Below are 14,867 nucleotides of genomic sequence, written 5' to 3' on the forward strand. Positions count from 1 at the left end.
CAGGCCTTTCGGTGCGCCGGCGTGGCGATGCATCCGGCCGATGCGGCGGAAGACGCGGCAGGTTGTGTTTCCATCCATGAGGTCATTGAATGCCAACCTCCGGCACAACACGTGTGCCAGAGGTCAGCAGCACTGATGGCGCCTTTGTAGTCCGATCGCGCGGACAGATCGCCTGCCGGGTCAGCCGGCCGGCGCGTAGGCCGTGCAGCCTACTTCCAGCGCGGCCTGCATCGGCAGGGCGCTGACAGCCATCGCGCTGCGCGCGGGCAGGTGATCAGGCTTGAAGGCGGCCACGTAGCGCTTGTTGAACTCGGCCCAGTCCTTCATGTCGACGATCATCACCGTGCACTGGGTCACCTGGTCCATGGACGCGCCGGCCGTGCCCAGCACCTTGGCGACGTTGGCCATGGTGTTGCTGGCCTGGCTCGCGAAATCCGCCGGGAGCTTGCCATCGGCGCCAACACCGAGCTGGCCGGACACGTACACCGTGTCGCCCGCGCGCACGGCGGCCGCATACGGTGCCTTGCTGCCGGCGGGACGGTGATATTCCAGATCTGCCGCCTGGGCGGAAAGCGCGACGCCGAGCAGGTAGCCAAAACCCAGGACACGGAGCGAAAAGCGATGCGACTTCATGCGACAACCTCTGCGTGGGGAAAGCGTGCGCCCGGATCGCGTGCATCCAGTCGCGGGCATGTCCCCGGCCACCCGCGCGCATCAAGCGCAGCAGCGTGCGACCGGGAACTGCCAGGTTCGATCAGGCGCCCACTCCCCGTGCATCGCCCGTGCACCCGACGTTAACCGCTGGCGCGCGCAACCGCCAGCCCGCTCAGGAAGTTTTCTTCTTCGGCCGTTCCCAGGTCTCGATGGTGTTCTGGCGCGCGCGCGCCACCGTCAGCTTGCCGGCCGGGGCATCGCTCACCAACACGGTGCCCGCTCCCAGGGTGGCGCCATCGCCCAGCGTGACCGGGGCCACCAGCGCCGAGTTGCTGCCCACGAACACGTTGTCGCCGATGGTCGTGGTGAACTTGTTGATCCCGTCGTAGTTGCAGGTGATGGTGCCGGCGCCGATGTTGGTCCCGCTGCCGATCACGGTATCGCCCAGGTAGGTCAGGTGGTTGGCCTTGGTGCCCACGCCGAGGACCGCCTTCTTGGTTTCCACGAAATTGCCGATGTGCACGCCGTCGGCCAGCACCGTGCCCGGGCGCAGGCGCGCGAAGGGACCGATCATCACCGCCCCTTCGGTCACTACGCCTTCCAGGTCGCAGTGCGCGCGCACCTCGGTGCCCGGACCGAGCTTGACGTCCTTGAGCCGGACGAAGGGCCCGATCAGGACGCCATCGCCCAGGTCAACGTCGCCTTCCAGCACCACGTTGACGTCGATCTGCACGTCGCGACCCACGCGCACGCGGCCGCGCTGGTCCACCCGCGCCGGGTCGATTAGGCGCGCACCGGCCAGGCACAGCGCCTTGGCCTGGCGCAGCTGCCAGGTGCGCTCCAGATGCGCCAGCTGCCAGGGATCGTTGGCGCCTTCGGCCTCCAGCGGATCGGCGACCACGACCATCTCGGCCGGACTGAACTCGGCCGCGGCCATGCCGAAGATGTCGGTGAGGTAGTACTCGCCCTGCACGTTGTCGTTGTCCAGCTGATCCAGCCAGCGATGCAGCGCGGTCGATTCGGCAGTGAGGATGCCGGTATTGACCGTGTGCAGGCGGCGCTGGTCGTCGTCGGCGTCCTTCTCCTCGACGATAGCGCCGACCTTGCCGTTGGCGTCGCGCACGATGCGGCCGTAGCCGGTCGGATCGTCCGGTTCGGCCACCAGCACCGCAAGGCGTCCGGGCGCGTGCAACAGCCGCAACAGGGTCTCGGGGCGAATCAGCGGCACATCGCCATACAGCACCAGCACGGTGGCGGCATCGGGCACGTTCTCCATGGCCTGCTGCACGGCATGGCCGGTGCCCAGGCGCTGGGCCTGCTCGGCCCAGATCAGGTCGGGCTGGCCGGCGAACGCATCGCGCACCTCTTCGCCGGCATGCCCGTAGACCACATGGATGGCGGCGGGCTCCAGGGAGCGCGCGACCTGGATGACATGCGCCAGCATCGGCTGCCCCGCCACGGGCTGCAGCACCTTGGGCAGCGCGGACTTCATGCGCTTGCCTTCACCGGCGGCCAGGATGATCACGTGCAGGGGCAGGGCCATGGGGGTACTCATTGCGTCATGAACGCGAGAGTTTAAGTCACCTCCTGCCACGTGCTCGTCATCTGCTGGGGGTCCCAGTAGCATGACGCCCATGCCAGCCCGATCCGCAACATGTCATTGATCCGCCAGAGCCGGAGTTTCCTGGTCATCGGCATCGCCCAGCTCGTCCTGGATTGGAGCGTGTTTGTCGGACTCAGCGCCTTGGGCGTGGATGCCACGCCCGCCAACCTGACTGGCCGCGTGGCCGGGGCCGTCCTCGGCTTCTGGCTCAATGGGCGCTATACCTTCGCTTCGCACGAGGAGGGCGCGCGCCTGGGCTGGCGCCGCTTTGGCCGGTTTCTCGTGGTGTGGCTGTTCGCCACAGCGCTGAGCACCTGGCTGATCGTGCTGGCCGAACATCATCTCGGCCTGCGCCTGACCTGGCTGGCCAAGCCAGTGGTCGAAGGCGGCCTGGCGGTACTGACCTTCCTGGCCGGACGCTACGTGATCTACCGGTGAGAGACGGACGCCTGCACGTCCTCCATGGACGAAGATTGCTCGACCACCGTCAAAATCCGCGACCCCACCACCAGTTGGCACGGTAAAGGCCGATAAGTCGTGCCGACGCGGTCATCGGTGCCTCGCAGAAGCCAGCGCCAACCCACACCAGGCCGTTGGCCCGGACCCGCGGCCTGCATGTGAGACCGGAAACAGAAAACGCCGGCTTGCGCCGGCGTTTTCTCGCGGAAAATCCAGGTCGGGAGACCGCGGGCTTCCGCTTCAGTGCTTGAGCGTCTTGCGCAGGCGCTCCAGCGCCTGCAGCTGGACCACGGCTTCCATCAGCTTGCGCTGGGCTTCGGCCAGGTCTTCGGTCTCGCCGCGGTTGGCCAGCACGCGCTCAGCTTCTTCCTTGGCGGCCTTGACGGCGGCCTCGTCGATGTCCTGTGCGCGGATGGCGGTGTCGGCCAGCACGGTGACGACCTGCGGCTGCACTTCCAGGATGCCGCCGGAGATGGCGAAATCCAGCTGCTCGCCGCCGGCAGTGGTCACCACGACCTTGCCCGGCTTCAGGCGCGTGATCAGCGGCGCGTGCTTGGGCGCGATACCCAGTTCGCCCAACTCACCGGTGGCGACCACCAAGGTGGCTTCACCGTGGTAGATCTCCTGCTCGGCGCTGACGATGTCGCAACGGATGGTGCTCATGCAATGTCCTCTGCCGCGTCAGTGGCGGACCGGTCGGCCCGCCCTCGACGCTGTGCGGATCAGGCCTTCTCGGCCAGCTTCTTGGCCTTTTCCACGGCCTCGTCGATGCTGCCGACCATGTAGAACGCCTGCTCGGGCAGGTGGTCGTACTCGCCGTCCAGGATGCCCTTGAAGCCGCGGATGGTGTCCTTCAGCGACACGTACTTGCCCGGGGCGCCGGTGAACACTTCGGCCACGTGGAAGGGCTGGCTGAAGAAGCGCTCGATCTTGCGCGCGCGCGACACGGCCTGCTTGTCCTCTTCGGACAGCTCGTCCATGCCCAGGATCGCGATGATGTCCTTGAGCTCCTTGTACTTCTGCAGGGTGGCCTGCACGCGACGGGCGACATCGTAGTGCTCGTTGCCGATCACCAGCGGATCCAGCTGGCGGCTGGTGGAATCCAGCGGATCGACCGCCGGATAGATACCCAGCGAGGCGATGTTGCGGCTCAGGGTCACCGTGGAATCCAGGTGCGCGAAGGTGGTGGCCGGCGACGGGTCGGTCAAGTCATCCGCGGGCACGTACACGGCCTGGATCGAGGTGATCGAACCGTTCTTGGTCGAGGTGATGCGCTCCTGCAGGACGCCCATTTCCTCGGCCAGGGTCGGCTGGTAGCCCACCGCCGACGGCATGCGGCCCAGCAGCGCGGACACCTCGGTGCCGGCCAGGGTATAGCGGTAGATGTTGTCGACGAACAGCAGCACGTCCTTGCCCTTGCCCGACTCGTCCTTCTCGTCGCGGAAGTACTCGGCCATGGTCAGGCCGGTCAGCGCGACGCGCAGGCGGTTGCCCGGCGGCTCGTTCATCTGGCCGTAGACCATCGCGACCTTGTCCAGGACGTTGGAGTCCTTCATCTCGTGGTAGAAGTCGTTGCCCTCGCGGGTACGCTCGCCCACGCCGGCGAACACGGACAGACCTTCGTGCGCCTTGGCGATGTTGTTGATCAGCTCCATCATGTTGACGGTCTTGCCGACGCCGGCGCCGCCGAACAGGCCGACCTTGCCGCCCTTGGCGAACGGGCACATCAGATCGATCACCTTGATGCCGGTTTCCAGCAGCTCGGTGGAGGAGGACTGGTCTTCGTACGAGGGCGCGGCGCGGTGGATTTCCCAGCTGTCGCTGCCTTCGACCGGACCGGCCTCGTCGATCGGACGGCCCAGCACGTCCATGATGCGGCCCAGCGTGGCCTTGCCGACCGGCACGGAAATCGCCTTGCCGGTGTTGGTGGCCACCAGGTTGCGCTTGAGGCCATCGGTGGAACCCAGCGCGATGGTGCGGACCACGCCGTCACCCAGCTGCTGCTGGACTTCCAGCGTGATCTCGGTGTTGTCCACCTTCAGCGCGTCGTACACCTTCGGCACGTCGCCGCGCGGGAATTCGACGTCGACGACCGCGCCGATGATCTGAACGATCTTGCCCTGATTCATTGCTGCATCCTCTAGATAAAGACCTGTGGCCGCGCGCGCTTAGACCGCCGCTGCGCCGCCGACGATTTCGGAGATTTCCTGGGTGATCGCCGCCTGGCGCGCCTTGTTGTAGGACAGCTGCAAGGTGCCGATCAGCTTGCTGGCGTTGTCGCTGGCAGCCTTCATCGCCACCATGCGCGCGGCGTGCTCGGAAGCCACGTTCTCCAGCACCGCCTGGTAGACCAGCGACTCCACGTAACGCACCAGCACATGCTCGAGCACGGTCTTGGGATCGGGCTCGTACAGGTAGTCCCAGTCGTGCTTGGCGACGGTCTCCTCGGCCGGCGGCAACGGAAGCAGCTGGTCGAAGGAAGCCTTCTGCGACATCGTGTTGACGAAGTGGTTGTAAACCAGGAACACCCGGTCGACCTTGCCTGACTCGTAGGCCTTTAGCATCACCTTCACCACGCCCACCAGCTGCTCCAGGTGCGGCACGTCGCCCAGGTGGCTGATGCTGCCGACCATGTCCACCTTGAGCCGGCGGAAGAACACCGCCGCCTTCTGGCCGATGGTGACCACGTCGACCTGCGCGCCCTTGTCCTGCCACTGGCGCATTTCACCCAGGGTCTTGCGGAACAGGTTGTTGTTCAGGCCGCCGGCCAGGCCGCGGTCGGAGGAGATGACGATGTAGCCGACGCGCTCGACCTTCTCCCGCTCCACCAGGTAGGGATGCTGGAAATCGGTGTTGGCCTGGGCCAGGTGCCCGATGACCTGACGCATCGCCCGCGCGTAGGGGCGCGAGGTCTTCATGCGGTCCTGGGCGCGGCGGATCTTCGCGGCCGAGACCATCTCCAGGGCGCGCGTCACCTTGCGGGTGTTCTGCACGCTCTTGATCTTGTTCTTGATTTCGCGTCCGCCAGCCATCTTCCGTTTCCCGTAGAGCGGAGCAAGCTCCGCTGCTTTGTAGAGCGGAGCTTGCTCCGCTACACGTAAAGCGGAGCAAGCTCCGCTCTACACCAAACCGTCGCTTACCAGCTGCCGGTCTGCTTGAACTCTTCGATGCCCTTCTTGAACGCCGCCTCGATCTCGTCGTTCCAGGCGCCGGTGCCGTTGACCTTGCTCACCAGCTCACCGGCGGTGTTGATGAAGTGGGCATGCAGGCCTTCTTCGAAGGACAGCAGCTTGTTCACCGGCACGTCGTCCAGATAACCCTCGTTGACGGCGTAGATCGACAGCGCCTGCAGGCAGATGCCCATCGGGGCGTACTGCTTCTGCTTCATCAGCTCGGTCACGCGCTGACCGCGCTCGAGCTGCTTGCGGGTGGCTTCGTCCAGGTCCGAGGCGAACTGGGCGAAGGCCGCCAGCTCGCGGTACTGGGCCAGCGAGATGCGGATACCGCCGGAGAGCTTCTTGATGATCTTGGTCTGGGCCGCACCACCGACGCGCGACACCGAGATACCGGCGTTGACCGCCGGGCGGATGCCGGCGTTGAACAGGTCGGTTTCCAGGAAGATCTGGCCGTCGGTGATCGAGATCACGTTGGTCGGCACGAACGCGGACACGTCGCCGGCCTGGGTTTCGATGATCGGCAGGGCGGTCAGCGAACCGGTCTTGCCGGTCACCTTGCCCTCGGTGAACTTCTCCACGTAGGCAGGCGAGACGCGGCAGGCGCGCTCGAGCAGGCGGGAGTGCAGGTAGAACACGTCGCCCGGATAGGCTTCGCGGCCCGGCGGGCGCTTGAGCAGCAGCGAGATCTGGCGATAGGCCACGGCCTGCTTGGACAGGTCGTCGTACACGATCAGCGCGTCTTCGCCGCGGTCCAGGAAGTACTCACCCATGGTGCAGCCCGAGTAGGCGCTGATGTACTGCATCGCGGCCGACTCGGACGCGGTGGCGGCCACCACGATGGTGTGGGCCAGCGCGCCGTTCTCTTCGAGCTTGCGCACGATGTTGGCCACCGTCGAGGCCTTCTGGCCGATGGCGACGTACACGCACTTGATGCCCGAATCCTTCTGGTTGATCACCGCGTCGATGGCCATCGCGGTCTTGCCGGTCTGGCGGTCGCCGATGATCAGCTCGCGCTGGCCACGGCCGATCGGGATCATGGCATCGACCGACTTGTAGCCGGTCTGCACCGGCTCATCGACCGACTGGCGCCAGATCACGCCCGGTGCCACGCGCTCGACCGGGGCGGTCAGCGGGGTGTTGATCGGGCCCTTGCCGTCGATCGGCTCGCCCAGCGCGTTGACAACGCGGCCCAGCAGTTCCGAACCGACCGGCACTTCCAGGATGCGGCCGGTGGTCTTGGCGATGTCGCCTTCGCGCAGGTGCTCGTAGTCGCCCAGGACCACGGCGCCGACCGAGTCGCGCTCCAGGTTCAGGGCCAGGGCGAAGGTGTTGCCCGGCAGCTCGATCATTTCGCCCTGCATCACGTCGGCCAGGCCGAAGATGCGCACGATGCCGTCGGACACGCTGGTGACGGTGCCTTCGTTGCGCGACTCGGCGGCCAGCTTGACCTGCTCGATGCGGGTCTTGATGAGGTCGCTGATTTCAGAGGGGTTGAGCGTGGTGGCCATGATGGTTTCCCTTGTGCAGCCGTTGCGCGGCTGCGGATAAATGAAAGCGTGTGCCTGTCGCCTGCCGCTCCGCGTCGTGCGCGGGGCGGCGGCGCCTGGAATCAGCCCGCCAGCGCCGTCTGCAGGCGCGCCAGCTTGCCCTTGAGCGAGCCATCGATGACCACGTCGCCGGCATCGATGATGGCGCCGCCGATCAGCGAGGCATCGACCTCGGTGGTCACATCCACCTGGCGACCGAAACGCTTGGCCAGGGCGGCCTTGATCACGTCCAGCTCGCCCGGCGGCAGTTCGCTGGCCGAGGTCACCTTGGCCAGCACGATACGCTCGGCTTCGGCGCGCAGCTGCTCGTACAGCGCGGCGATCTCCGGCAGCAGCGGCAGGCGACGCGCATCGGCCAGCACACCGAGAAACCGGGTGAAGGCTTCATCGACACCCTGCTGCGACAGCAACATCAGGGCCTGCTCGCGGGTCAGCTGCGGATTGAGCAGCAACGCGGCGACCTGCGGCTCGCTGGCGATCTGGGCGGAAAAGCCCAGGGCCTGCGACCACGCCGGCAGCTGCTGCGCGTCCTGCGCCGCGCCGAAGGCGGCACGGGCGTAGGGACGGGCAAGCGTGATGGACTGGCTCATGATCGGATCACCCGGGTCAGATCTGCGCGGCCAGTTCGTCCAGCAGCGCCTTGTGGGCGGCCGGATCGATCTCGCGGTGCAGCAGCTTCTCGGCACCACTCACGGCCAGCGCGGACACCTGCTTGCGCAGCTCCTCGCGGGCCCGATTGGCGGCGGCGGCGATCTCTTCCTGGGCCAGTTCCTTCTGCCGGTTCGCCTCGGCGACCGCTTCATTGCGTGCGGCCTCGACGATCTGGTTGGCACGGGCGTGGGCCTGGTCGATGATCTCGTTGGCCTTGACGCGGGCGTCCTTGAGGGCCTCGTTGGCCTTCTCCTGCGCCTGCGCCAGATCCTTCTGGCTGCGATCGGCAGCGGCCAGGCCTTCGGCGATCTTCTTCTGCCGTTCTTCAAGCGCCGCGTTCAGCGGCGGCCAGATGAACTTCATCGTGAACCAGATCAGGATCACGAAGGAAAGCATCTGGCCGAAGAAGGTCATGTTGATGTTCATGACGTGTCCTCAACGGGTTCGTTCAACCCGCCATGCGTGGATGCATGACGGGTGTTGCTGCATGGGCCGCGGCTGCGGCTCAGGACCTGAGCGCGATTAGCCGCCCTGAGCGGCGTTCAGGACCGGACCCAGCAGCGGGTTGGCGATACCGAAGAACAGCGCGATGGCCAGGCCGATGATGAACGCGGCGTCGATCAGGCCGGCCAGCAGGAACATGCGGCCCTGCAGCACCGGGATCAGCTCCGGCTGACGGGCGGCCGATTCCAGGAACTTGGAACCCATGATGGCGATGCCCAGGCAGGCGCCCAGTGCACCGAGGCCGATGATGAGGCCGATGGCAATGGCGGTCATGCCCTGCAGGTGTGCGACAAATTCCATTGAAATCTCTCCAGCGAGTTGTTGGTTAAGAACGAAAGGGTGAAGCGAAAAGTGGGGCGATCTTAGTGACTCTCACGCGCGCCGGCGATATAGACGACGGTGAGGATCATGAAGATGAAGGCCTGCAGCAGGATGATCAGGATATGGAAGACACCCCACGCCGCGTTGGCGATGACGCCCGGCACGAAGGTGATCCAGCTGCTGAGCAGGCCGGCGATGAGCATGAACACCAGCTCGCCACCATACATGTTGCCGAACAGCCGCATGGCCAGCGAGATCGGCTTGACCAGCCACTCGATGATGTTCATGCCCAGATTGACCGGAGCCAGCACGATGGACAGCGGGCCATGGGCGTGGAACGGCGCGGTCAGCAGCTCCTTGCCGAACCCGAAGCCGCCCTTGGCCGACAGCGAGTGGCCGATCAGGATGAAGAACACCGTCACCGACAGCGCGGCGGGCGTCATCAGGTCCGCGGTGGGAACCAGGCGCAGGTAGGAATGGTGCGCCGCTTCATGACCCGCCGTGGTCTGGACCACGAAGGACGGCAGATCCAGCGGGATCAGGTCCATGGTGTTCATGAAGACCACCCACATGAAGATGGTCAGGGCCAGCGGTGTGACCGAGCTGCGGTTGCCGTGGAAGGTGTCCTTGACCTGGCCATCGACGAATTCCATGACCAGCTCGACAAAGGCCTGACCCTTGGACGGCACGCCCGAGGTGGCGCGGCGTGCGAAGAACGCGAACCAGGCCACAAACACCAAGCCCAGCACCAGCGCGATCAGCCAGCTGTCCAGATTGAAACGACCCAGCGCGCCATCGCCCACCAGCTGGACGCTGTTGTGCGTCAAATGGTGGTTGATGTATTCGGTCAAACCGCCCGAACTATTCGATTCATTCACGAAGCGACACCTTTCCGTCGAACCACATTGGCCAGCACCAAACCCAGTGCGGCACCCAAAACCCCGGTGATGACCGGCAGGCCCGGTAACCGGAACCCTGCCAACGCCGCCACCAGCACCAGCAACACCACCACCCACTTCGCCACCATTCCCATCAGCAGCCGCGCGAAGGCGGTGCCGGCTGGGGCGACCCCGCCGCCCAGCGCCACTTTCGCGGCAGCCCAGGAACCAGCGGTGAGCCCCATGCCGCCCAGCCAGGCCCCAAGGGCCGAAGCGGGTGACGCTGCAAGCCAGGCCAGTGCGACCAGCACGGAGGCGGCAGCCTGCCAGGCTGTCGCCCGCTGTGCCAGTTGCCGACCCGTGTAGACGGAGTTCAGCACGTGCGATGGCCTTGGCGGGGTTGCGGGAACGGGCGTGCGGGTGGCCCGTCAAGCGGCGAAAGTATAGCAGCGCGCCCCTTGCACCGACAACCTCCAAAAGTTTGATTTGTCTTGGAAAAACCCCGGAACAGCGCAAAGCGCGTCGGGTCCGGCATGGAAGCGGTTTCGCCAGCGGCTTCTTGTCCCGACCGGTACAGGAACTTTCCGCTGTCCGCACGGTCCATCTGCATGAGGTCTGCGCCTACTTCCTCGTCGATGCTCCGCCGCAGACCTCCCCGAAGCCCCGGCCTCCTCGCCGGGGCTTCTCTTGTTACCGAGGCCACCTCAGGCCTCGAGGATCCGGCGCAGGGGTTCCAGATGGGCGGCGTAGCGCTGCCAGCGGCCGATGCCATCGCGGTTGAGCGCCGCGCGCACCTGGGTGGCGCTGGCGGTGGCCACCGGCGCCGGATTGTGATGGAAGTCCAGGCAGTCCGGATCGTAGGGCAGTCCGCAGAACGCCAGCAGCGCCCGGGTCTGGGCCTCCTGGTCTTCGACCAGCCGCTCGTACCCCAGCCGCAGGAAGCGCCCCGGCAGCACGCGCTGCCAGTGCGCCATCAGGCGTTCGAAGCGCCTCACGTAGCGCGCGGTATCCAGCGGATCGCTGGCGTAGTGGAAGTACGGAGTGCCCATGGCGAACAGGGTGCGCAAGTTGCCCAGGCACACGTCCAGCGGATCGCGCTGCAGGCAGACGATGCGCGCGCGGGGCAAGGCACGGGCGATGAAGCCGGCATAGAGGAAGTTGTGCGGCAACTTGTCGGTGAAACGCGCTTCGCCGCCATGCAGCATCGGCGCGGCGCCTTGCAGGTAGTCCTGGCCCAGGGCAGCCCAGTCCAGCCCGGCGGCACGCGTGATGGTCTCCGGATCGAGCAACGCCCGCATGGGACTGCCGCTGGCTCGCTTGAGGGCAACGCCGAAGACCTGCAACTCGCCTGCGGCCTGCACCTGCGGGTGGCTCGACAGGATGCGGTCAACCAGGGTCGTGCCGCTGCGCGGCATGCCCACGATGAAGATCGGCCCCTCCGGCGCGTCATCGGGGGCTGCGATCGCGTCGGGGAAGGCGCGCTCAAGCGCGTCGAACAAGGCCGCGTCGCGCCCCGCGACATCGCCGAGCCGGGCCCGATGCTCGCGCTTGCCGTCCAGCAGATGCCGCCAGGCCTGGTCGTACTGGCCCAGGTCCTCGTACTGTCGCGAAAGCGCGTGATGCACATGGGCCAGGGCTTCGGGTTGGCCCGCCGCATCGGGCAGCAGCGCCGTCAACGCATCGATGCGATTCTGCTCGGGCCGCGCCCTGCGCAGCAGCGCCAGCGCCGACTGCGCACGCCAGTGTGTCGGCTGCGCCGCGATGCAGGCTTGATACGCCTGCTCGGCACCATCGAAGTCCCCCAGGAACTTGCGCGCCGCCGCCAGGTTGAACTGATGACCGGGATCGTCGGGGTCCAGCGCCGCGGCGGCCCTGAACACGCGCTCGGCCTGCGCATGGTCGCCGGCCCGGCTGAAGACCACGCCCAGCAGTCCCAGCGCGCGCGGCGCGGCGGCACACAGGGGCAGCGCGCGGCGCGCCTCTTCCAGGGCCTGCGCCTGTCGATGGGCCAGGGACAGCGCGCGGGCATGCTCGGCCGCGATGTCACCCTCCTGCGGCGCCAGCGCGACCGCCCGTGTGAGCTGCTCGAGCGCAGCGCGCAGCTGGCGCTGTTCAAGCGCGGCGACGCCACCAAAGTAATGGGCGAGGGCCAGGTCCGGCGCCTGGGCCTGCCACTGCCGGCACAGCCCTGCGAGCTCCACCCATCGCCCCTGCCCGGCCAGACGCCGGGCCTGCGCCTCAGGGGGCTGCGGAAAAGACGAACTCATCGTGCCTGGCAGGCGCCCCGGACGCGCGGCAACCACGCCGCGCGTCCGAGTATAGACAGCCCCTGGAGCGCTACTGGAAGTAGTAGGTGAAGCTCGCCCCGACCCGCAGCGGCGCGATCATCGCCTTGCTGTAGCTGCGCACCGCGAACGAGGTGCCGTCGCCCTCGATGGTCTCGATATAGGCAGGCGTGTTGCGCACCGCGGTCTCGGCATAGCGGTCGAAGAGGTTCTTGGCATAGAGGTTCACCTCCCATGCCACACCGGACAGGCTGATCGAGGCGTTGTGCACGGCAAAGCCCGGCAGCACCTCGCCCCCGTTGCGCAGGCCCACGCGCGAGTCCACGTCGCTTTGCGCGGCCACCGAATAGTTCGCGCCCAGGATCAGGCCGCTAGACAGCGAGTGCGTGTACTGCAGCGACACGTTGCCCATGTGCTGAGGCGAACCCGGCAGGCGGTCGCCGTCGAAGGCATCTTCGCCGGACACGATGCCCGGCGCATCGGCGGCCAGTTCGGCCTTGTTGTAGGTGTAGGAGGCGGTCAGGCGCAGGTCTGGCAGCAGGCGCGCCTGGGTGGTCAACTCCACGCCCTGGCTGCGCGCCTTGGCACCGTTGACGGTGATGGGAATGGCGCCATTGACCGTGGTGCCGGCGACCTGCACATCGTCCCAGTCGATGTAATACAGCGCGCCGTTGACGACCAGCCGGTTGTCCAGCCAGCTGCTGCGCAGGCCCAACTCGTGGTTGGTGGTCTTGTCCGGCTTGATCAGGCGCTCGTTGGGCAGTGCGCAGACGTTCTGCCCATCCGGCAAGGGGTCCAGGCAGGCCGGGACCGCGTTGGCGCCGCCGGAGCGGTAGCCCTCGCTGACCGTCGCATAGCCCAGCAGCTTGGGCGTGAACTGGTAGGAGGTGTTGAACTTGAAGATCGAGTCCTTGTCCGAGACGTTGACCGGGTCGTAGGTCACCGCGATCTCGTCCGGGGCCGAGCCATCGATCAGCGGCAGGGCGAAGCCAACCTTCTGCTCATCGTCGTACTTGAACCAGCGCCCGCCCACGGTGACGTTCCACTTGTCGGTGAAGTCGTAGCCGATCTCCCCGAACAAGGCCTTCTCCTCCGGCTTGTCGAAGGTGGCCTGGAAGTACTCCAGGTTGTCGGGGCGGTCGATGCCCCAGAATTCCGGAATGCCCGGGACGAATTCGCTGGAGTAGGCGGTCAGGTCCGAGCGATCGTAGAAGCCGCCGACGATCCAGGTCAGTGGGCCGGTGTCGTTGGAAACCAGGCGCACCTCCTGGGTGAAGCGACGCGTTTCCACTTCCTCGCGGGTATAGGCGGCGAAGCTGGGGAAATCCTCGTAACCGTACTGGAAGTCCAGCAGCAGGTCGGTCTGGTCGCGCTGGCCCAGCTCGTCGTATTCGGAATAGCCGCTGGCCGAGGTCAGCGTGGCAAAGCCCAGATCGGCGGTGACTTCCAGCGCCAGCAACTGGCTCTTGCGGTCGTTGGGCTCCAGGAAGCGATACGCCGACTCGTAGCGCCCGGTGCCGAAGGAATCGACCTGGTTGACCGTGCGCCCGCCGGACTCCTGGCGCTGGTAGTAGTAGGTCAGGTTGGCATCGACCGCGTCGCCGAACATCCAGCGCAGGCCGACACGCGCGCTGCTGGTGGTCAGGTCGTTGGCGTCGCGCCTGCGCTTGAGGTTGGCCGCGACCGCATCCGGATCGGAGAAGTCCGGCTGCGGATTGGACACGCCCGGCTCGCGCACCAGGAAGTCGTAATCGACCCAGCCCGGATCGTGGTATTTGCCGAACGAGGCACGCAGGGCGCCGTGCTGGCCGATCGGCAGGTTGAGGATGGAGCTGACCTCCATGCCGGTATCGCCGCTGTGGCTGCTGCTGGACAGGCCCGTGGTCGCCTGGACGCTGGTTTCGCCCAACTGCGGACGCACCGGCAGATAGCGGATCGCACCGCCCAGGGTGCCGGCCCCGTACAGGGTGCCCTGCGGCCCGAGCAGGGTCTCGACCCGCTCGATGTCGGTCAGGCGCAGGTCCAGGTACAGCGGGATGTCGCCCAGGTACTGGGCGACCACGCCGCCGCCGTCCTGGCCGACGCCCTCGCTGCCGGTAAGCGAATTGGTGTTGAGCCCGCGCACGGTCAGCAGGTTGGCATCGCGTCCGCCCTGGTCGACCAGATACAGGCCCGGGACGGTCTTCACCAGGTCGGCCAGGTCGGTGAGGTTCTGCTGCTCGATGTCCAGCCCGGTGGTGGCCGTCAGGTTGAGCGGCACGTCCTGCACGGTGGCCGCGCGCCGGGTCGCGGTCACGGTCACCGTGTCCAGGTCCTTGGCGCTGCGGGGCGGATCGGCCTGCTGGGCCAGGGCGGGGAGCGCCAGGCCGGCCAGCATCAGATGGGTGGCGAGCGCCAGCGGGTGGCGTCGCAGGCGGGGGAAGGGTGGGTTCATGCACAGGCTCCAGCGAATCAAACGAACGGCGTGGCATGCGCCCGGGCCAGCCGGCGCGCACGATCGGTCAAGCATTCCCACGTTCGGCACTCGCCACGCGCACGCACCCGCCCGGCAGGAGGTCCATGACCCCCTCGGGCCACGGCCGTCCGCATGGCTGCGGTGCGTGCCGTTGGCCCGCCAGACGCCCCTCTGACGCCTGCCCGGGAATGCGGGACGCACGTCCTCCACGACGCGTGCCAACCCCTCCCACGCACCGAAATAGCATCGCCGCCAATGCAGCGTCAATTGTCGGCACGTGGCGGCGCCCGGCACGCAAGCAAAAGCGGGCTCCTGTCACGACTTTCGCAAGACT

General features: G+C 66.8%; 14 protein-coding genes. 1 reads left to right on the forward strand and 13 read right to left on the reverse strand.

Annotated elements, in window-relative coordinates:
- Positions 1 to 180: 180 nt before the first annotated feature.
- Both ACORQU_RS04380 and glmU read right to left on the reverse strand, forming a co-directional pair.
- Complete coding sequence (locus ACORQU_RS04380) at positions 181 to 633, reverse strand: RidA family protein (RefSeq protein WP_491643650.1); 453 nt, start codon at positions 631 to 633, stop codon at positions 181 to 183.
- Between the two features lie 193 nt (positions 634 to 826).
- Positions 827 to 2,197: a bifunctional UDP-N-acetylglucosamine diphosphorylase/glucosamine-1-phosphate N-acetyltransferase GlmU gene (gene glmU / locus ACORQU_RS04385; protein WP_491643651.1), complete on the reverse strand. Its 1,371-nt coding sequence runs from the start codon at positions 2,195 to 2,197 to the stop codon at positions 827 to 829.
- A gap of 111 nt (positions 2,198 to 2,308) precedes the next feature.
- On the opposite strand from glmU, the gene ACORQU_RS04390 reads away from it, so the two are divergent.
- A complete protein-coding gene (locus tag ACORQU_RS04390; RefSeq protein ID WP_491643652.1) occupies positions 2,309 to 2,695 on the forward strand; it encodes a GtrA family protein in 387 nt (128 codons plus the stop codon).
- A 261-nt stretch (positions 2,696 to 2,956) separates the two neighbouring features.
- On the opposite strand, the gene ACORQU_RS04395 is transcribed toward ACORQU_RS04390, so the two are convergent.
- The 11 genes from ACORQU_RS04395 to ACORQU_RS04445 form a co-directional block, all read right to left on the reverse strand.
- Positions 2,957 to 3,379 carry a F0F1 ATP synthase subunit epsilon gene (locus ACORQU_RS04395; RefSeq protein WP_271644583.1) on the reverse strand — a complete coding sequence of 141 codons (423 nt, stop codon included), beginning with the start codon at positions 3,377 to 3,379 and terminating at the stop codon, positions 2,957 to 2,959.
- A gap of 59 nt (positions 3,380 to 3,438) precedes the next feature.
- Positions 3,439 to 4,845 (reverse strand): F0F1 ATP synthase subunit beta, encoded by a 1,407-nt coding sequence (gene atpD, locus ACORQU_RS04400; RefSeq protein ID WP_271644581.1) that lies wholly within the window; start codon positions 4,843 to 4,845, stop codon positions 3,439 to 3,441.
- 39 nt (positions 4,846 to 4,884) lie between these two features.
- Positions 4,885 to 5,748, reverse strand: coding sequence for a F0F1 ATP synthase subunit gamma (atpG, locus tag ACORQU_RS04405; protein ID WP_491643653.1), 864 nt, complete (start codon positions 5,746 to 5,748; stop codon positions 4,885 to 4,887).
- A gap of 104 nt (positions 5,749 to 5,852) precedes the next feature.
- On the reverse strand, positions 5,853 to 7,400 hold the full coding sequence (gene atpA, locus ACORQU_RS04410) for a F0F1 ATP synthase subunit alpha (RefSeq protein WP_491643654.1): 1,548 nt from the start codon (positions 7,398 to 7,400) through the stop codon (positions 5,853 to 5,855).
- A 101-nt stretch (positions 7,401 to 7,501) separates the two neighbouring features.
- Positions 7,502 to 8,029 carry a F0F1 ATP synthase subunit delta gene (locus ACORQU_RS04415; RefSeq protein WP_491643655.1) on the reverse strand — a complete coding sequence of 176 codons (528 nt, stop codon included), beginning with the start codon at positions 8,027 to 8,029 and terminating at the stop codon, positions 7,502 to 7,504.
- A 16-nt stretch (positions 8,030 to 8,045) separates the two neighbouring features.
- On the reverse strand, positions 8,046 to 8,516 hold the full coding sequence (locus ACORQU_RS04420; protein ID WP_271644577.1) for a F0F1 ATP synthase subunit B: 471 nt from the start codon (positions 8,514 to 8,516) through the stop codon (positions 8,046 to 8,048).
- A 96-nt stretch (positions 8,517 to 8,612) separates the two neighbouring features.
- Complete coding sequence (gene atpE, locus ACORQU_RS04425) at positions 8,613 to 8,894, reverse strand: F0F1 ATP synthase subunit C (protein ID WP_491643656.1); 282 nt, start codon at positions 8,892 to 8,894, stop codon at positions 8,613 to 8,615.
- A gap of 62 nt (positions 8,895 to 8,956) precedes the next feature.
- On the reverse strand, positions 8,957 to 9,793 hold the full coding sequence (gene atpB / locus ACORQU_RS04430; RefSeq protein ID WP_491643657.1) for a F0F1 ATP synthase subunit A: 837 nt from the start codon (positions 9,791 to 9,793) through the stop codon (positions 8,957 to 8,959).
- Positions 9,790 to 10,173 (reverse strand): hypothetical protein, encoded by a 384-nt coding sequence (locus tag ACORQU_RS04435; RefSeq protein ID WP_491643658.1) that lies wholly within the window; start codon positions 10,171 to 10,173, stop codon positions 9,790 to 9,792. The genes atpB and ACORQU_RS04435 overlap by 4 nt, the downstream gene beginning before the upstream one ends.
- Before the next feature lie 324 nt (positions 10,174 to 10,497).
- The gene (locus tag ACORQU_RS04440; RefSeq protein ID WP_491643659.1) at positions 10,498 to 12,060 is read right to left on the reverse strand and encodes a sulfotransferase family protein; all 1,563 of its coding nucleotides are present in this window, start codon (positions 12,058 to 12,060) and stop codon (positions 10,498 to 10,500) included.
- 70 nt (positions 12,061 to 12,130) lie between these two features.
- On the reverse strand, positions 12,131 to 14,512 hold the full coding sequence (locus ACORQU_RS04445) for a TonB-dependent receptor (protein WP_491643660.1): 2,382 nt from the start codon (positions 14,510 to 14,512) through the stop codon (positions 12,131 to 12,133).
- Between the last annotated feature and the right edge of the window lie 355 nt (positions 14,513 to 14,867).

The organism is Pseudoxanthomonas sp. JC1303 (genome assembly GCF_058448525.1).